The organism is Rhodanobacter soli (assembly GCF_040548735.1).
Lineage (GTDB): Bacteria > Pseudomonadota > Gammaproteobacteria > Xanthomonadales > Rhodanobacteraceae > Rhodanobacter > Rhodanobacter soli_A.
This window is the reverse complement of sequence record NZ_JBEPSD010000003.1, coordinates 220,514-237,934: the sequence shown is the minus strand read 5'-3', so window position 1 is coordinate 237,934 and position 17,421 is coordinate 220,514. Positions and strand designations below refer to the sequence as shown.

The following is a 17,421-nucleotide window of genomic DNA, read 5'->3' as shown; positions in this document are numbered from 1 at the left end:
GCGTGTACCGTCGTACCCGCATCGGGCGCAACATGACCCCGACTTCAACTTCAACGCAGCTGGCAACGTTTCGGGGTCGATGCGGAATGGCGCTTGCTTGACGCCCGCTGGCCGCGGGGGTCCGGCCCCGGGCTGAAGAGAGCGCTTCTTCGGGCACCTTCCCCCGCTTCCCAGGGAAAGAAAGGCCCCGCTGCTGGCAAACGGGAAATATGCCGCCATTTCAAATTTCCCCAGCTTGCACGTCTTTGGAGGGGAGATGAGAAAAGCCGAGATTGCGGCAGATCCCCGCCCCCAGCCGACGAGCGCCATGAATCACTACTGATGGATAGTCCGTACAGCATGGAACCACCCCGCCGCGACGAAGCCCCGCGTCCAGGCAGCTCCCCCGGCCATGCCGAGCAGGTGGCTGCGCTGTATCGCGAGCATCACGATGCCCTGGTGGCATTGCTGCAATGCCGTCTCAGCTCCCGCACCGACGCGCAGGAGATCGCCCAGGAAGTCTATGTGAAGTTGCTGACGATGAATGACCTGTCCCACCTGGAATCGCCGCGCGCGTTCCTGTTCCGCATGGCGATCAACCAGTCGATGGATTACCTGCGCAAGCGCGTCGTGCGAGCCAACGTGCCGCCCGATCCGGCCGCTGAGGATATGCACGCCACGCCATTACCCGAGCAACACCTGTGGGCCAGCCAGCAGTGGAAGAAGGTACAGGCCGCCCTGCGCGAGCTTCCCGCCAAGTCCAGCCAGGCCTTCGTGATGCACGTCGTCGAAGGCCGCGCTTTTTCCGTGATTGCCGGCGACATGAAACTCAGCGAGCGCATGATTCGCTATCACGTCAGCCATGCCATGGCCCACTGTCGAGAACGCTGTTTTGCACCGGAGGCGCCGTAATGGCCATCAACACGGGATTCGAGGAAGAAACCATGCGCATGGCTGCGATCTGGTGGACCCAACTGCGTGATCCCGAGCCGTCCGTGGACCTGCTTGAACGCTGGAGCGCATGGATCGCGGCCGATCCCAGCAACGCGCAGGCATTCGCGCAGCTCAATGCGCTGGGCGACATGGCCGCCAACGCATCGACGAACCAACGCCAGCAGTTGATCGACGAATTCGCCCCTCGCCGCGTGTCGCGGCAGCGCCGGCCGCTGCTGGCGGCCGCCGCCGCGGTCGTGATCGGCGTGGCGCTGCTGGGCGGCTGGTGGACGCTGCGTGGCGGGCTTGATCCTGCTGGTCCGCCGCAGGAATACGCCAGCGCGGTGGCCGAGAATCGCGACATCCAACTGCCCGATGGCACGGCCGTCCAGCTCGGTGCGGCATCGACGCTGACGACACGCTATGCGCGCGATCGGCGCGACATCGACCTGCGCACGGGCGAAGCGTTTTTCACCGTCACCCACGACAACAGCCGCCCCTTCGTGGTCACCGCCGGCCCGTTGCACATCGAGGATCTGGGCACCGCGTTCAACGTGCGGCGCACCGGGCAGCGAGTCAGCGTAACGGTGACCGAGGGGCGCGTACGCCTGTCCCCCGCCGACGGCGCATCGTCTGGTGCGAACCTGACGTCAGGTCGGCTGGACCTGGTGGCCGGGCAGCGCGCCGAGTACGACCCGGCTACTGGAGCGGTCAGCGTTTCCGAAGTGTCGATCGAGCACGCGGCGGCCTGGCGCCACCATCGGCTGGAGTTCGTCAACGAGCCGCTGTCGGCCGTCCTGGCCAACGTCAACCGTTACAGCCACCAGCCGGTGCAGCTTGCCGATCCGCGCCTGGGCGAGCTGATGTTCACCGGCACGGTCAACACCACTACCATTGACAGCTGGGTTGGCGCCTTGCCGCATGTTTTCCCCGTGCAGGTAAGTACGTTTGCCGACCACGTGGTGCTTTCGAGTGCCGGACAACCCTAACCGGACCACGATTCGCATGCAGAGCAGGCACGATGGCGGGACGTAAACGGTACCGCTGCCATGGGTGCACGCGGGCCATGCGCCACCGAGGGGCCGTTCCCGTGCGGGATGCGCCGCCGGGATGCTGCGGATGACGTCGCGCCGGCCTGCAGGATGGCTGCGGCGCGCGCTCGTCGTGTGCGTGGCATGGAGCCTCTCGGCGGGTTGCCCGGGTACTGTCGATGCCGCGTCGGGTGCCTTCGTGTTGACGGACGGACCGACCCGCTTCTCGATTCCGCCGCAACCGCTGTCCAGCGCGCTGATGGCCCTGGGTCGCCAGGCCGACGTGCAGATACTCACCTCCAGCAACACGATTGCGGGACGACGTAGTACCGGCACCTCCGGCAAATTGAAGGTGGAAGTGGCGCTTGCCCGCCTGCTCGAAGGCACCGGCCTGGACTACGAAGTGATCGGCAGGCGCACGGTGGTGGTGCGCCAGCGCGACTTCACGCCGGCGGTTTCCTATGAAAGCCGGCTCAGCGGCACCAAGCCGAGCGTGCCGATCGTCTCGGTACTGGATACCGTGCGGGTTTCCGGTCTCGTGCTGGCTGACATGGGGTTCATGGCCGGGACCACGCGCGGCGCCACGCGCACGGATTCGAACCTGGCCGACCTTCCCCAGTCGGTGAGTATCGTCACGCGCGACCTGATGGACTCCAAACAGGCCTTCGAAGTGGCCGACGTGGTGCGCCACGTGGCAGGCGTGGATTACGTGGACGGCTTCGGCGGCCCGCCGCTGTTTCGCATCCGCGGATTCAGCACCGGCAACGGCCTGACCGACGGCATGCCCAACGGCGTGGCGCGCATCGAGGACCTGCCGCCGCTGATCGGCATCGAACGAGTCGAGGTGTTGAAGGGGCCGGAGACGATCCTCGGCGAGTCGTCGGTGGACAACAATTTCGGTGGCTCGGTCAACATCGTGATGAAACGGCCGCAGGCCGAACCGGTGCGGCAGCTGGTGTTCTCCGCCGGGCGTCACGACGGCACGCGGCTGGGCGTCGACCTCGCCGGACCGCTCGACCAGCAGGGGCGGCTGACCTATCGATGGGTTGCCGCCGGCAATCGCGCCGACCGCACGGCGCAGGGTTACCACGGCCAACGCAGCGGCTACCTGGCGCCGTCCATCGCCTGGCAGGGCGACACCACGCAACTGCTGTTCGGCCTCGAGTACGTCGACAACCGTGTGCCGGTGCCGGATCACACCGTGCTGCTTGGCCCGTCGCTGGCCGAGTCGTCGTCATTCGATGTGTTGCTCGGCAACCCGGACGACCATGCGAGGTACCGCACCCATCGCGCTTTCTACATGGCCGAGCAAGCGCTCGGCGGTGACTGGAGCCTGCGCAGCCGCGGGCAGTACGTGAGCCAGCACAGCAGCGGGCAGGCCTGGGCATTTTCCGACACGCAGCGTTTCGGCCTGACCGAGGCGGCGGCCAGCACGTACCGCTATGCCGACGCGTTCTACACGCTGCAGAACGAGCTGGCGGCAAGCTTCGACCAGGGCATGCTGGCGCACGACGTGCTGCTGGGGATCGACTACGCCCGCACCCACGCCGGCAACAGCACCGAGTCCAACGTCATCACCACGGGACAAGCGGTCAACGTCGAGTTGCAGCCGAACAACCTGCTGCCGTCGGCCACTTCGCAGGACGCGAGCCTCGCACGGACGCAGCCACTGGGCGGATCCTGGTCGACCAACACCGGAGTATTCGTGCAGGACCAGATCTCGATCGGCGAGTCATGGGACGTGCTGGCGACCGTGCGCCATGCCACATACGAATTGGCCGGCGGCGCGGAGCCCACACTGCGCCGGTCGAAATGGGTGCCCCGACTCGGCGTGGTCTACAAGCCCGCTCCTGGCGTGTCGCTGTACGCCTCCAGCAACACCGGTTTCCAGGTCGATGCGCTGCTGGGGGAGGATGGCCGTCCACTGCCGCCCTCGGTGTCGCGCCAGATCGAAGTGGGAACCAAGCTGGACATGTTCGACCAGCGCGCCAGGCTGAGCGCGGCGTGGTACCGCATCCGCCTGGATCACAGCATCAACCGGATATCGCCCGAGCCGCCACACTTCGCCGTGCCCGGCCCGGGCCAGACCAACAGCGGCGTGGAAATCGAATTCGAGGGCCAGGTTCTGCCCGGCCTGGATGTGTCGGCCAGCTATACCGGCGCGCGCATCCGCAACCACGACGGCAGTCCTCCGTATGGAGCGCCCCGGCATCAGTGGAACGCCTGGGCCAGCTACCACTTCCAGCGCAGTACGCTGCAATCCTGGGGCGTAGCCGGTGGCGTGTTCGCGCGCAGCCGCACCATGGGCCGTGTCGAGAGCGGCGGGCATTTCGTCATCCCCGGCCAGCTCAGCGCAGAGGCTAACCTCACCTATTACGCCGACGCCTGGTCGGCGACGCTTGGCGTGAAAAACCTGTTCGCGCGCACCCTGTACGCCGTCAATGCAGAGTCGTCGTTCGTGCCGGTACGCGAGGGCCGCATGATCCTGCTCAGCGGCACCTATAATTTCTGATCCGGACCGCACACGCTTCACAGGCCGGCCGCCAGCAAGCCGCCATGTTCCGACGCGGGCTTTTGCCCTCCGTGCGATCGGGCGCGGATCGTGGCAGCGGCATCCGGTGAAACCGATACCGTCGCACCGCCGGGATGACCGCCGTCCGTCGTGCGAAATGCGGCAGCAAAAGCCTCGCAGGCCTTCTCGCGGAACGCCTCTCTCAGCTGCTGCTTTTCATGGCGGCTGCGGGGACCCTCGGCGCACGGCACCCGCACCAGCGACAGCGGCAATTCGTGACAACCCAACCCCGCCGGCATGCCACCCTGCTCTCGCCAGAAAGCGTCGTCGCCGTCCGCGGCAAGCCCCTGCAACGAGCCAACGACACGCGCCGATGAGGCGACCGCGCGGATGCGTTTCAAGCCATGCAGTGCAGCCAGTTCGCGCACCAGCGATAGCAGCAGGTCGGCCGGATGCAGGCCGTGGCTGCCCTGGATGAACTCGCGGGTTGCCTCGAACGGGGTGTGCGGGCCGGCGCCTCGCACGGCGCCGATGATGACGCTGTCGCAGCGATCGAATGTCAGGATGCACGAAGCCAGCACTTCCTTGTCCAGGGTGAGCAACAACAGGCTCAGTTCACCCGCGTCGCCGCGCGAAGGTTTGCGCAGACTCAGGTACGCCCCGGGCACGCCATCCAGCCGAAGCGTGGCCAGGCGCGCGCTACCGCCCGACACGATGCGCTCGCACAGCCACGCGGGAAAACGCCGCATCACGAACGCGTAGTGCGAGCGGACGATACGGCGCCGGGTATCGAGGCCGAAATGCGTCGAAATATAAGGTCGGTGCCAGCGCTCATAGAGCCGGGGATCGGCGTGCGCCGCTCGTCGCAGGGTCTCCCGCGCGTTGAGTGAACGCAGCCATCGCGTCTGCCGAATGAACAACCGCACCCAACTTGCCATGTGCATGGCCAACTGCCATCGACTCTCGCCAGCAGCCCGCCGCAGCGACCAGCGGCGGCGCAAGGCATCCACCCACAACATGCCTGCCATATTCGTTCGTGCGACGCGCATCGGTCCACCTCGTCATGCTGAGTTGACCTGTAAGACGCGCGGGCGGCTGAATTTTGAAATGGCTGGCCGTCCTGTCGCAGGCATGGGCTTGAGTTCAAGCAGCAGTTCAAAGCCGCCGGTCCTGACGGCGTGCACGTCAACTTCGAGAACGTGGGCGGCGCGGTCAATGTGCGCGGTGCTTTCACGCACGGTCGTCGGCGGCCGCGTCGCCCTGCGCGGTCTGGTCTCCCGCTACAACGGCTCCGTTCGATCGCGGATTCAATCCGAAATCGCCAACACGCACTCGTCCGCCCCGTAGCTCCGGCAACAGACGGGGAAAATCGACAACCTACCCGGCGCGATGGCCGGCCCCAGCAGCCCTTCCAGGAAGCCGCTGAAGAAGCTGCAGCCGGAACGGCCGTCTTCCGCGCACAGCGGGCTGTCGTGGATGTGCAACTGGCCACCCTGCTGGTCGACCTCGACCAGCGCGCGCAGCGCGGGGGCGCCGATGTGCTCGATCGCTTCGCGCAGATCCAGCCCGTCATCCAGCGCGTACTCGCTCTCGAACACCCACGCACCCGTACGCCGCCCCGCCAGCGCGAGCGAGGATTCGCGCGCGGCCTCGGCGACCGAATGCGCCAACGCCAGCAGCTGCGGCACGATCTGCGGGTAGTCGTACTCCAGTTCTCGCAGCGCCTTCTCGACGGCAGCCTCGTCCGGCGCCAGCGGAACCCGCTCGACGAACGATGTCGTGACCACGGGCGCAGGTGCCGGTGCGGGCGCCCGCGGCGTGGGCAGGATGAACTCGAACTCCGGCTCCGCCGATGGCTCTCGGGGTGGCTCCGGCGCGGCTGCCGCTGCCGACTCGACACCCCGGGTTCGGTCCTCCAACACAGGCGCCGCGACGGACCCGGATGCTGGCGAAGCAACGGCCGCTGCTGGCGGGACCACGGCCGCCGGCCCCACCCGCTTGCGCGACGCTGCGAAATGCGGTTTCGGCTCGCCTTCGACGAAGGGGAAAACCTTGACGCTGATGAAGCGGTCACAGGCGTCCAGCGCCGCCTCGAGCATCCGCTTCTTGCGCGACGGCCCACGCACGACCATCGTCAGCAGGATGCCGTAGTGATCCGGCAGCAGACGCTGCCGCTGCAAGTTGAATCCGCTGGCCATGACGAGCCGGCCGACTTCGATCAGCAGGCCCTCCCGGTTTTCCGAGAGGCCCTGGATTTCCAGCTCGATCATCAAGCCCCCTGTAGGCGATGCCGGTGGACACGTTGTGTGGAACGACGCCGCCGTATGCAGGCCATGCGCTGCAGTGGATGGCGTCCGCGATACGTGAAGATTCTAGGCCAACGAGAAGGAACGGCGATATCGGAATTTGCCGTTACCCCTGCGGTTTTCAACAACCGCCGTGGCATCCCGCCAGCGAAGGACGTATCGTCCAGGCTCTCCAGAATCAGGCTCCCCATGGCAACCCCGAAGCCTTTCCCCCACGCCGGCTTCCTGAGCCAGCTGGAGCACATCAACGCATCCGCGTCCGTACCCGCGGCCATGCTGCCGCCATCACTCGCCCGCGTCCTTCTGATCGCGGAGGACTCCGGCCGACCGACGCCAGCCACCGTTCATCTGATCCAGCTACTGAAGGCGCGCAAAGCGATGCTGCAGGCATCGTTCGATACCGAAGTGGTTGCCGATGAATTGCGGCGCTACCAGAAGTTCGCGCGACCGGGTCAGCCATCGCCGCATATCGTCCAGCTGCGGCAGCAGCAGGCCGCCGCGCGACAGGCGTCGCATCAGTCGAAGCAATCCTTGATCAAGGCCGCGGCGGCGTTCGTGCGGGAGACCGGAATCGAAGTGCCGCCGCGGGTGGCGCTCGAGGCATTCACCATCGGCTGGATCGAGGCCCACGTGCCGAAGGACGTCATCGCCGCGACCTGACAGCGACTGACCGAAGGGTTCTTCGATCCATGCAAACGAAACAGCCGGCACGCTGTGCATGCCGGCTGTTTCAGTCCCACGTTGCCGCTCAGCGCAGGATCGCGGCCGGATCCTGCTTCGCCTTGAGCGCGCTGCACAGCTGGATCGATTCGCCGGTCTGCGCCAGGCCGCGGCCGATGCCGGCGGCATCCTTCTCGCGGGTCTTGAAGAACGCCTGCAGACGGTCGTACTCGGCGCTGGAGCAGCCGCCGCCCGCGGCCATCGACGGCAGGCGGCCGCCGGAGAAGCTGCCGGTGCGATCAAGGATCTGCGCATAGTGCGCGGTGAACCACGACCACATCGCATCACGCTCGGCCAGCGTGTCGCGGCCGCCGCTCAGCAGCATGCGCATTTCGCCGACCTTGACCGGCTTGGTCAGCGCAAAATTGCGCACCTGCTCGGTCAGCGCCGGATCTTCCACGCTGGCCAGGCCGCCGAGGATGCCGTTGCGCAGGGCCGGGTCGCTGGTCTTGGGCAGCTCGGCGATCAGCGCATCGACCGCGCTCTTGCCGTGTTCCTGCACCGCCACGCCCAGCGCGTCGCCGAGCAGGTCGGGATCGGCGGCGGCCAGGTTCAGATGGCCATCCGCCTTCGGCTTGAGCGCCGCCTCGCCCTGCTTGAGCAGGGCCGCACGCACTTCCGGCAGCTTGAAGTCGAACGCCAGCGAACTGGCCAGGCTGCTGCGCATCAGCGAGTCGTCCTCGGATTCGCCGGCCTTGCGCTGGTAGCCGAACTGTTCCAGGCGCGGCAGGTAGGCCGCCTTCGCCCATGCGGCCAGGCGGGCACGCTGCGCATCGGTGGCGGCGATGCGGTGGTAGAGCTGCGCGGCCTGGTCCAGCGGCACGGTGGCCACTTCGCGGATTTTCGAACCGGTCAACGGCTGCAGTGCGGCCAGCATGTCGCCGGCATCGAGGTCACCATGGCGGAAGCCCGCGCTGATCGCGTCGGCGTAGGCAAGTTGCTCGGCATCGCTGAGCTTGCCGATCTGCTTGACCAGCCCGCCCAGTTCCGACTTGTCGAGGCTGAAGCGGTAATAGCCGCTGGCGTTCGCGTTCGGCATGATCCAGGTCGGATTGCTGGCACCGGCCAGCACCATCGAGCCGGTCGCCTTGTCGAGCATTTCGCAGGCGACCTTGCTGCCGTCGGCGGTGCCGTAGCGCACGCACACCGGTACGCCCCAGATGCGCTGCGGATCGCCGCTGCTGCCGAGCGGCAGGTAGCGGCTCTGGCTCAGCTGCAGCACGGTCTGGCCGTTTTTCTGCTCCAGCTTCGTCGCCACGTACGGCACGCCGGACTGGTCGAGGAAGCTCTTGAATGCGTGCTTGAACGCATCGCCCTTGTCGGCCGCGGTGGCGATCGCCGAGACCAGGTCGTCGGCGGTGGCGTTGCCGTACTTCTGGCTCTGGATGTACGCGCGCATGCCCTTCTGGTAGGTCTTCTCGCCCACGTAGTTCTCGAACATGCCGATGACGCTGGCGCCCTTCTGGTAGGTGATGCCGTCGAACGCGGTCATGATGTCGCCGTTGCCGGTGATCGGCTGGCGGATGCTGCGCGCGCTGACCAGGCTGTCGTTGTTCATCGCGCCCTGGCCGCCGCGCACGCGGTCGAGGTCGGCGCGGTATTCCGGGTGCACCTGCATGGTGACCTTCTGCTGCATCCAGGTGGCGAAGGCCTCGTTGAGCCAGATGTCGTTCCACCATTCGGTGGTTACCGTGTCGCCGGTCCACTGGTGCGCCAGCTCATGCGCGTTGACGTTGAACGAGCCCTGCACGTTGCGCGCCGGCGAATCCTTGTCGATCAGCAGCAGCCAGTCGCGGAAGGTGACCAGGCCCGGGTTCTCCATCGCGCCGGCCTCGAAATCCGGCGCGGCCAGCAGGTCGAGCTTGTCGAACGGATAGCCGAAGCCGTAGTAGTTCTCCAGCGCGTGGATGATGCTCGGCGTTTCGCCCAGCACGTGTTTCATGCGCTGCCCCTCGCCCTTGGCGGCGATGCCGCGCAGCTGCAGCGGCTTGGCGCGATAGGCGGTCGGCGAGATGTCCGGGCCGGCGACGATGTCCCACGGGCCCACCGCGAACGCGACCAGATAGGTCGGCAGCGGCAGCGTCTGCGCGAAGGTCACGGTCTTCCAGCCCTTGCCGGCCGGCGCCTGTTTCACCTGCTGGGTATTCGCCACCACGTTTTCGTGGTCGGGCACGGTGATGCTGATGTCGAACGGGGTCTTGAAGCCGGGCTCGTCGAAACCGGGGAAGGCGAAGCGCGCGCTGATCGGCTCCATCTGCGTCATCGCGTACGGCTGGCCCTTCGCGGTGACCTTGTACAGGCCCTGCAGCTGCGCGTTGAGCGGCGCGGTGTACTCGACCTTCACGGTCAGCTGCTGCGGCTGCAGCGTGCTGCCGAAATCCACCCGCGCCACGCCGGCCTTCGGATCCACCGCGACGTACTTGCCCGTGTGCGTCTTGCCGGCGGCGTCGGTGATCGTCACCTTCGACACCTTCAATTCCGCGCCATCCAGCCACAGGTGATCGGACGCCTTGGTCAGCTTGACCTTGATCGTGGTGGTGCCGGAGAAATCCTGCTGCGCCGGATCGACCTTGAACGCCAGCTGGTACGACTGCGGCACGGCCCAGCCGGGCAAGCGGCCCTGCGGCGCCTGGTCGGCAGTGGCGGCAAACGCCGCACCACAGCAGGCGGCCAGTGCGGTGAGCAGAAGGGGACGGGCGAGTCGGCGCATGGTGATTTCCCTGGGTACGTGGAGAATCCCCACGCTAGAGCCGGCATGACCTTCGACCCAGTGCCAGAAGGCATGCCCGGATGCCGCGACGCGTCGTCCAGGGCCGCCCGCGAGGGAATTCCGAGCAAAAAAAACCGGCGACGAAGCAAGCTTCATCACCGGCCGGGGAAGCCCGCGCGCCTGCGGGGGAGAGGGAGGGGGAGCTCCGGCGCGCGGGGTGTCACGAGCACAACGTGGGCACAGGATAGGACCCTCGCTTGCATTGCTCCAATTGATTGTTACCATCCCAGCCATAGCGTATGGCTATTGCCAAGCCGGGACGATCCATGAACCTTCGCGATCTCCAGTACCTGGTGGCCCTGGCCGAGCACCGACACTTCGGCCGCGCGGCCGAGGCCTGCTTCGTCAGCCAGCCCACCCTGTCCACCCAGATCAAGAAGCTGGAGGAGGAACTGGGCGTGCCGCTGGTCGAGCGCACCCCGCGCAAGGTGCTGCTGACCGAGGTCGGCCGGGACATCGCCATCCGCGCGCGCGACGTGCTCAACGGGATCGAGCAGATCCGCAGCGTGGCCCGGCGCACGCTGGACCCGGAATCCGGCACGGTGCGACTGGGCATCTTCCCCACCCTGGGACCGTACCTGCTGCCGCATGCGTTGCCGCTGGTGCGCAAGGCGTTCCCCAAGCTGGAATTGCTGCTGGTCGAGGAAAAGACCGAGGCGGTGCTGCGCCTGTTGCGCGAGGGCAAGCTGGACGCCGGCATCCTCGCCCTGCCGCTGCACGAGGACAGCCTGCATACCGAATTCCTGTTCGAGGAACCCTTCCTGCTGGCCGTGTCGGAAGCCCATCCGCTGGCGCACAAGCAAGGCCAGCTGAAACTGGCCGACCTGTCCAACCAGAACCTGCTGCTGCTGGAAGACGGCCACTGCCTGCGCGACCAGGCGCTGGAGGTGTGCCACCTTGCCGGCGCCGCCGAACGCAGCGGCTTCCGCGCCACCAGCCTGGAAACGCTGCGGCAGATGGTGGCGGCGAACGTCGGCATCACCCTGCTGCCGGTCACCGCGGTGAAGCCGCCCGTAGCGCCGCTGGACAACCTGCACCTGATCGAGTTCAAGGGCCATCCGCCGAGTCGGCGGATCGCCATGGTCTGGCGCAAGAGCTCGGCGATGGACGGCTTCCTGAAGCGGCTGGCGGCCGTGTTCCGGCAGTTGCCGACGGACCTGCTGAACCCGCATACGGCAGCCTCGCCTGCCGTAGCGGCGAAGCCCGTCCGTCCCGCGCGCAAGGCGGTGCACTGATAGCTGCAGGCTATTTGCCCGATCTAGACAATCAATTTCATCATTCGTCCGCCGGGCGCTAGGCTCGGCGGGTCACGACCGTGAAGGCCGCGCTTGCAACCCCTCCCAGCCCAACGCCACGAGGTGATGTCATGAGCAACCTGAAAGGCTCCAAGACCGAGCAGAACCTGAAAGACGCCTTTGCCGGCGAGTCGATGGCGAACCGCCGCTACCTGTACTTCGCCGCCAAGGCCGACGTGGAGGGCTACAACGACGTCTCCGCGGTGTTCCGCTCCACCGCCGAAGGCGAGACCGGCCACGCCCACGGCCACCTGGAATACCTCGAAGCGGTGGGCGACCCCGCCACCGGCCTGCCGTTCGGCGGCACCCAGCTGAACCTGAAGAGCGCCATCGCCGGCGAGACCCACGAGTACACCGACATGTACCCGGGCATGAGCAAGGCCGCACGCGAGGAAGGCTTCGACGAGATTGCCGACTGGTTCGAGACCCTGGCCAAGGCCGAACGCTCGCACGCGAACCGCTTCACCAAGGCACTGGGCGACATGGCCTGAGGAACCGCCGAACACGGCTGTCATCCCGGCAACAGCCGGGATGACGGATGGGACTCCGCTCCTGATCCGCGGGAAGACAGACGATGGCCGATCCCACCCAAGACACGCGCGAAGGCAACCTGGACGCGCCCACCCGGCATCCGCTGGACTGGACCAGCCCCGACTTCATGGACCAGCAGTCGCTGGATGCCGAACTGGAACGCGTGTTCAACATCTGCCACGGCTGCCGCCGCTGCGTCAGCCTGTGCCACGCCTTCCCCACCCTGTTCGACCTGGTCGACGCATCGAAGACGATGGAGATCGACGGGGTCGACAAGGCCGACTATCCCAAGGTCACCGAGCAGTGCTACCTGTGCGACCTGTGCTACCAGACCAAGTGCCCGTACACACCGCCGCACCCGTGGAACGTGGATTTCCCGCACCTGATGTTGCGTGCCAAGGCGGTGGCGTTCGAGCGTGACGGCGTGCCGCTGTCGTCGAAGATCCTGTCCAGCACACGCGCGGTCGGCAAGCTCGCCTCGATTCCGGTGGTGGTGCAGGTGATCAATGCCGCCAACCGCAACGCGGGCGCGCGCCAGCTGCTGGAAAAGACCATGGGCGTCGACGCGAAGGCGCGCGTGCCCGAATACCACTCGCCCACCGCGCGCAAACGCCTGCGCGACCTCGACGGCAGCGGCGAAGCAGTCCCCGCCGGCCGCACCCGCGGCAAGCTCGCGTTGTTCGCCACCTGCTATTGCGACCACTCCGACCCGGTGGTGGTCGAGGATCTCGCCGCGGTGCTGAAGCACAACGCGATCCCGACCAAGCTGGTCGAACAGGAAAGCTGCTGCGGCATGCCCAAGCTGGAACTGGGCGACCTGCAGACGGTGAAGAAGTACAAGGAGCGCAACATCCCGGTGCTGGCGAAGATGGCGCGTGAAGGCTGGGACTTCACCGCGGCCATCCCGTCCTGCGTGCTGATGTTCAAGCAGGAACTGCCGCTGATGTTCCCCGACGATGCCGACGTCGCGCTGGTGCGCGACCGCTTCTTCGATCCGTTCGAATACCTGGCCGAACGGCACAAGGCCGGCCTGCTGCAGACCGACTTCAGGCAGTCGCTGGGCAAGGTTGCCTGGCAGGTGCCGTGCCACCAGCGCGTGCAGAAGATCGGCCCGAAGACCCGCGACATCCTGCAACTGGTGCCGGATACGGAGATCACCACCATCGAGCGCTGCTCCGGCCACGACGGCACCTACGGCGTCAAGCACAAGACCTATGCGCTCTCGCGCAAGCTGGCCAAGCCGGTGGAGAACCGGGTGAGCCAGGCCGAGCCCGACCACTTCACCAGCGACTGCCCGATGGCCGGCGGCCACATCGCCCACGGCCTCGACGACAAGCCGGCGGCGGAACATCCGCTGAGCCTGTTGCGCAAGGCCTACGGCATCTGAGCATGGACAAACTCACCCGCACCGACTTGCTCAGCCTGGAAACCTACGCGCAGCAGCGCGGCGACTTCCGCGCCCGCGTGATGGCGCACAAGAAGCAGCGCATGGTGCACCTCGGCGAGCACCTCACGCTGATCTTCGAGGACCGCCTGAGCATCCAGTACCAGGTGCAGGAAATGCTGCGCATCGAGCGCATCTTCGAGGCCGATGGCATCCAGGACGAGCTGGATGCCTACAATCCGCTGGTTCCCGACGGCAGCAACCTCAAGGCCACGATGCTCATCGAATATGCCGATGTCGAACAGCGCAAGCGCGAGCTGGTGCGCCTGCGCCATATCGAGCATGCGATCGCGCTGAGCGTGCACGGCCACGCCGCGGTCACGGCCATCGCCGACGAGGACATGGAGCGCAGCAACGACGAGAAGACCGCCGCGGTGCACTTCCTGCGTTTCGAACTCGGCCCCGCGATGATCGCGGACTGGCGCGCCGGCGCTGCAGTCACCCTGACCTCGACCCTGGCGGCGATGCCGGTCGAGGCCACCCTCACGCCCGAACAACGGCATGCCCTGGCGGCGGACTTCGCCTGAGCATGCGCAAACTCCTGCTGGCGGCCGTTCTGCTGCTGGTGCTGCTGGGCGCGCTGTCGCACTGGCATCGTCGCCCGCTGCAACCCGGGCCGGGCGTGCTCGCCGCCGAGGTGCCGGTGCAGGTCGACCTCGACCGCGGCGCGCAGCTGCAGCGCGGCGACACCACCCTGATCACCCGCGCGCACTTCGACATCACCGCCCGCGTGCTGTCGCGCAAGGACTATTCATGGGGTGCCGACGCCGACCTGGTGCCGCTGGACCTCGCCCTCGGCTGGGGCCGCATGTCCGACAGCGGCGTACTGGCAAAAATCGACATCACCCAATCCGGTCGCTTCTACTACTGGCACGTCGACGCCTTCCCGATCCCGCGCCGCGAGATCGAAACCTCCAGCGCGAACATGCACATGATCCCCGCCGACGCGGACGTGAAGCGCCAGCTCGAACAGATCCGCCCCGGCCAGGTCGTGCACATCGAAGGCTTCCTGGTCGACGCCAGCCGCGCCGATGGCTGGCACTGGAACACCTCGCTGACCCGCGACGACACCGGCGCGGGCGCATGCGAGCTGATCTATGTGGAGAGTGTTGGCATGGCCGCGCCCTGAACGGCCCATCGCGCGACGCGCCCGATGGGCAGAACCCTCAGTAACGCAGCAGGCTGTGCAGCGGCCGGCCGGCATGCCAGCGGCTACGCCCCCGCAGCACGGGCAGCTCGATCACCACGCTGGCGCCGAGCAGTTCGGCTCCCAGCTCGCTGACCAACGCCGCGGCCGCCGCCAGGGTGCCGCCGGTGGCCAGTACGTCGTCGGCCAGCAGCACGCGCTCGCCGGGCCTGAACGCATCGCGCTGCACCTGCAGCTGGTCGCTGCCGTATTCCAGCTGGTAGTCCACCGTCGCCACCGGCGGCGGCAGCTTGCCCGGCTTGCGCAGCGGCACGAAGCCGGCGTGCAGCTTCTGCGCCAGCGCGGCGCCGAAGATGAAACCGCGCGCCTCGATGCCGCACACCGCCTGCACGCCGCTGCCCTGCCACGGTTCGGCCAGCGCGTCGATGCAGCGGGCGAAGCTGCCGGCGTTGACGAGCAGCGGGGTGACGTCGCGGAACATCACGCCGGGTCGGGGAAAATCGGGCACGGCGCGGATCAGTGCGGCGAGGTCTTGCATGGGGTTTCCTCGGGAATGCGCGCCGGCCATGCGACTCAGCAGGGCATGGTCAGCGGGTCGTCCGGCAGGTCATCGTCCACGATCGCCTGCCGCGCCTCGTTGAGCCGGGCCTCGACCTCGCCCACGATGCTGTTGGCGGCGGCCAGGCTCGATTCGGGCACCATCACCGCGATGTAATCCATCGCCGGCAGCTGGCCCACCGCGCCGGTGAGGTACTCGCCGGCAATGAACGCCGGGATGCCGTCGGCCTCCAGCGCATCCTTGACCAGATGGGCATCGAACAGGTTTTCGGCGCGGTAGACGGTGTGCATGCCTGCACGCTAACCCGCACGGCGACGCGGGGCAAGCTGCCCGCCCGGGCACGGCCGTCCTGCGCCCGGTGGCGGCGACAGGGTAAACTTGGACGTTTCCGCTACCACCTGCGAGTCCAACCCGATGTCGAACGAGAATCCCGCCACTGCACCCGCCAGCCCGACGGCCGCCGTGCATCAGGCGGCTCCGCTGCAGGATTTCATCCGGCAGATCGTTCGCGACGACCTCGCCGCGGGCAGGCACAGCGCGATCCACACCCGCTTCCCGCCGGAGCCGAACGGCTACCTGCACATCGGCCACGCCAAGGCGATCTGCCTGAGCTTCGGCATCGCGAAGGAGTTCAACGGCTGGTGCAACTTGCGCCTGGACGACACCAACCCAGGCAAGGAAGACCCCGAGTTCGTCCAGGGCATCAAGGACGACGTGCGCTGGCTCGGCTTCGAATGGCATGAACTGCGCCACGCCTCGGACTACTTCGAGGTGTTCTACCGCAGTGCCTGCAAACTGATCGAGGACGGCGTGGCCTACGTCGACGACCTCAGCGCCGAGGAAATGCGCCAGTACCGCGGCACGCTGACCGAGCCGGGCCGCCATTCGCCCTGGCGCGAGCGTTCCGTCGAGGAGAACCTGGACCTGTTCCACCGCATGCGCGCCGGCGAGTTCGTCGACGGCAGCAAGACGCTGCGCGCGAAGATCGACATGGCCGCGGGCAACATCAACATGCGCGACCCGGCGATCTACCGGGTGCGCAAGATCGCTCACCAGAACACCGGCGACGCGTGGCCGATCTACCCGATGTACGACTACGCACACTGCCTGTCCGACGCGCTGGAGGGCATCACGCATTCGCTGTGCACGCTGGAGTTCGAGGACCACCGGCCGCTGTACGACTGGTTCGTCGACCAGGTCGACCTGCCGAACCACCCCGAGCTGTGGCAGCCGCTGCTCGACGCCGGCCTGCCGACGGTGCCGGCCAAGCCGCGCCAGATCGAGTTCTCGCGGCTCAACCTGAGCTACTGCATCACCAGCAAGCGCAAGCTGGCGCAGCTGGTCAACGAGAACTTCGTGGACGGCTGGGACGACCCGCGCATGAACACGCTGCGTGGCCTGCGCCGGCGCGGCTTCACCCCGGCCGGGCTGCGCCTGCTGATCGAGCGCGTGGGCGTGAGCAAGCAGAACAGCGTGATCGACTACGCGATCCTGGAGAACTGCATCCGCGAGGATCTGGACGCCACCGCGGCGCGCCGCATGGCCGTGCTCGACCCGCTGAAGCTGGTGATCACCAACCTGCCGGAGGGCCACGAGGAAACGCTGGCCTTCCCGAACCATCCCAAGGACGAGAGCTTCGGCACGCGCGAAGTGCCGTTCGCGCGCGAGGTGTGGATCGAGCGCGACGATTTCGCCGAAGTGCCGCCAAAGGGTTTCCACCGGCTGAAGCCGGAGGGCGAAGTGCGCCTGCGCGGCGTCGGCATCGTGAAGTGCGAGCAGATCATCAAGGACGCCGACGGCCATGTGGTCGAGCTGCACTGCACGCTCGATCCGGAAACCCGCCACGGCCTGCCCGGCGCCGACCGCAAGGTGAAGGGCACGATCCACTGGGTCAGCGCGAAGCATGCGGTGGCCACCGAGGTGCGCCTGTACGACCGCCTGTTCAGCGTGCCCGCGCCGGACAGCGAGGAGGACGGCAAGAGCTGGCTCGACCACGTCAACGCCGAGGCCAAGCGCGTGGTGCAGGCGTGGCTGGAACCGGCCGCCGCCCACGTCGAGCCGGAACAGCGCTTCCAGTTCGAACGGCTCGGCTACTTCGTGGCCGACCGCGTCGACCACCGCGCCGACGCGCCGGTGTTCAACCGCACGGTGACCTTGCGCGACGTCTGGGCCAGGCCGACCGGCCAGTAAACGG

Annotated in this window: 15 protein-coding genes; 10 read left to right on the top strand and 5 right to left on the bottom strand. The window is 67.1% G+C overall.

Annotation, left to right across the window (positions count from 1 at the left end):
• Positions 1–402: 402 nt before the first annotated feature.
• The 3 genes from ABIE04_RS15115 to ABIE04_RS15105 all read left to right on the top strand — a co-directional run bounded on the left by ABIE04_RS15115 (position 403) and on the right by ABIE04_RS15105 (position 4,455).
• Positions 403–891 (top strand): RNA polymerase sigma factor, encoded by a 489-nt coding sequence (locus ABIE04_RS15115; RefSeq protein ID WP_354552027.1) that lies wholly within the window; start codon positions 403–405, stop codon positions 889–891.
• Positions 891–1,901, top strand: a complete 1,011-nt coding sequence (locus ABIE04_RS15110; protein WP_354552025.1) for a FecR family protein — start codon at positions 891–893, stop codon at positions 1,899–1,901. Before ABIE04_RS15115 ends, ABIE04_RS15110 begins: the two co-directional genes overlap by 1 nt.
• A 241-nt stretch (positions 1,902–2,142) precedes the next feature.
• Positions 2,143–4,455: a TonB-dependent siderophore receptor gene (locus tag ABIE04_RS15105; protein ID WP_354552023.1), complete on the top strand. Its 2,313-nt coding sequence runs from the start codon at positions 2,143–2,145 to the stop codon at positions 4,453–4,455.
• A 17-nt stretch (positions 4,456–4,472) separates the two neighbouring features.
• On the opposite strand, the gene ABIE04_RS15100 is transcribed toward ABIE04_RS15105, so the two are convergent.
• Together ABIE04_RS15100 and ABIE04_RS15095 are read right to left on the bottom strand one after the other, a co-directional pair.
• A complete protein-coding gene (locus ABIE04_RS15100) occupies positions 4,473–5,483 on the bottom strand; it encodes a DUF535 family protein (protein WP_354552020.1) in 1,011 nt (336 codons plus the stop codon).
• Between the two features lie 279 nt (positions 5,484–5,762).
• A complete protein-coding gene (locus ABIE04_RS15095; protein WP_354552018.1) occupies positions 5,763–6,725 on the bottom strand; it encodes a hypothetical protein in 963 nt (320 codons plus the stop codon).
• Between the two features lie 225 nt (positions 6,726–6,950).
• On the opposite strand from ABIE04_RS15095, the gene ABIE04_RS15090 reads away from it, so the two are divergent.
• Complete coding sequence (locus tag ABIE04_RS15090) at positions 6,951–7,421, top strand: hypothetical protein (protein ID WP_354552016.1); 471 nt, start codon at positions 6,951–6,953, stop codon at positions 7,419–7,421.
• Between the two features lie 88 nt (positions 7,422–7,509).
• Here the strand turns inward: ABIE04_RS15090 and ABIE04_RS15085 are convergent, their stop codons facing one another.
• Positions 7,510–10,191, bottom strand: coding sequence for a M1 family metallopeptidase (locus ABIE04_RS15085; RefSeq protein WP_354552013.1), 2,682 nt, complete (start codon positions 10,189–10,191; stop codon positions 7,510–7,512).
• Positions 10,192–10,517: 326 nt separating this feature from the next.
• Between ABIE04_RS15085 and ABIE04_RS15080 the strand changes: the two genes are divergently transcribed.
• From ABIE04_RS15080 to ABIE04_RS15060, 5 genes are all read left to right on the top strand, one after another.
• Positions 10,518–11,486 (top strand): LysR substrate-binding domain-containing protein, encoded by a 969-nt coding sequence (locus ABIE04_RS15080; protein ID WP_354552011.1) that lies wholly within the window; start codon positions 10,518–10,520, stop codon positions 11,484–11,486.
• A 131-nt stretch (positions 11,487–11,617) separates the two neighbouring features.
• Positions 11,618–12,037 carry a rubrerythrin family protein gene (locus ABIE04_RS15075; protein ID WP_354552009.1) on the top strand — a complete coding sequence of 140 codons (420 nt, stop codon included), beginning with the start codon at positions 11,618–11,620 and terminating at the stop codon, positions 12,035–12,037.
• Between the two features lie 83 nt (positions 12,038–12,120).
• Positions 12,121–13,464, top strand: coding sequence for a (Fe-S)-binding protein (locus ABIE04_RS15070; RefSeq protein WP_354552007.1), 1,344 nt, complete (start codon positions 12,121–12,123; stop codon positions 13,462–13,464).
• Positions 13,465–13,466: 2 nt separating this feature from the next.
• Complete coding sequence (locus ABIE04_RS15065; RefSeq protein WP_354552005.1) at positions 13,467–14,048, top strand: DUF3501 family protein; 582 nt, start codon at positions 13,467–13,469, stop codon at positions 14,046–14,048.
• Positions 14,049–14,050: 2 nt separating this feature from the next.
• Positions 14,051–14,650 (top strand): hypothetical protein, encoded by a 600-nt coding sequence (locus ABIE04_RS15060; RefSeq protein ID WP_354552003.1) that lies wholly within the window; start codon positions 14,051–14,053, stop codon positions 14,648–14,650.
• A 37-nt stretch (positions 14,651–14,687) separates the two neighbouring features.
• Here the strand turns inward: ABIE04_RS15060 and ABIE04_RS15055 are convergent, their stop codons facing one another.
• On the bottom strand, positions 14,688–15,206 hold the full coding sequence (locus ABIE04_RS15055) for an adenine phosphoribosyltransferase (RefSeq protein WP_354552001.1): 519 nt from the start codon (positions 15,204–15,206) through the stop codon (positions 14,688–14,690).
• 35 nt (positions 15,207–15,241) lie between these two features.
• Complete coding sequence (locus ABIE04_RS15050) at positions 15,242–15,517, bottom strand: putative signal transducing protein (RefSeq protein WP_354551999.1); 276 nt, start codon at positions 15,515–15,517, stop codon at positions 15,242–15,244.
• Positions 15,518–15,641: 124 nt separating this feature from the next.
• Between ABIE04_RS15050 and ABIE04_RS15045 the strand changes: the two genes are divergently transcribed.
• The gene (locus ABIE04_RS15045; RefSeq protein ID WP_354552768.1) at positions 15,642–17,417 is read left to right on the top strand and encodes a glutamine--tRNA ligase/YqeY domain fusion protein; all 1,776 of its coding nucleotides are present in this window, start codon (positions 15,642–15,644) and stop codon (positions 17,415–17,417) included.
• The last annotated feature ends 4 nt before the right edge of the window (positions 17,418–17,421 follow it).

What these genes read in the sequence shown, in the direction of transcription:
- ABIE04_RS15110 (WP_354552025.1), top strand. Translation starts at nt 891, where the DNA reads ATGGCCATCAACACGGGATTCGAGGAAGAAACCATGCGCATGGCTGCG.
- ABIE04_RS15100 (WP_354552020.1), bottom strand. Translation starts at nt 5,483, where the DNA reads ATGGCAGGCATGTTGTGGGTGGATGCCTTGCGCCGCCGCTGGTCGCTG.
- ABIE04_RS15095 (WP_354552018.1), bottom strand. Translation starts at nt 6,725, where the DNA reads ATGATCGAGCTGGAAATCCAGGGCCTCTCGGAAAACCGGGAGGGCCTG.
- ABIE04_RS15090 (WP_354552016.1), top strand. Translation starts at nt 6,951, where the DNA reads ATGGCAACCCCGAAGCCTTTCCCCCACGCCGGCTTCCTGAGCCAGCTG.
- ABIE04_RS15085 (WP_354552013.1), bottom strand. Translation starts at nt 10,191, where the DNA reads ATGCGCCGACTCGCCCGTCCCCTTCTGCTCACCGCACTGGCCGCCTGC.
- ABIE04_RS15080 (WP_354552011.1), top strand. Translation starts at nt 10,518, where the DNA reads ATGAACCTTCGCGATCTCCAGTACCTGGTGGCCCTGGCCGAGCACCGA.
- ABIE04_RS15075 (WP_354552009.1), top strand. Translation starts at nt 11,618, where the DNA reads ATGAGCAACCTGAAAGGCTCCAAGACCGAGCAGAACCTGAAAGACGCC.
- ABIE04_RS15070 (WP_354552007.1), top strand. Translation starts at nt 12,121, where the DNA reads ATGGCCGATCCCACCCAAGACACGCGCGAAGGCAACCTGGACGCGCCC.
- ABIE04_RS15065 (WP_354552005.1), top strand. Translation starts at nt 13,467, where the DNA reads ATGGACAAACTCACCCGCACCGACTTGCTCAGCCTGGAAACCTACGCG.
- ABIE04_RS15060 (WP_354552003.1), top strand. Translation starts at nt 14,051, where the DNA reads ATGCGCAAACTCCTGCTGGCGGCCGTTCTGCTGCTGGTGCTGCTGGGC.
- ABIE04_RS15055 (WP_354552001.1), bottom strand. Translation starts at nt 15,206, where the DNA reads ATGCAAGACCTCGCCGCACTGATCCGCGCCGTGCCCGATTTTCCCCGA.
- ABIE04_RS15050 (WP_354551999.1), bottom strand. Translation starts at nt 15,517, where the DNA reads ATGCACACCGTCTACCGCGCCGAAAACCTGTTCGATGCCCATCTGGTC.
- ABIE04_RS15045 (WP_354552768.1), top strand. Translation starts at nt 15,642, where the DNA reads ATGTCGAACGAGAATCCCGCCACTGCACCCGCCAGCCCGACGGCCGCC.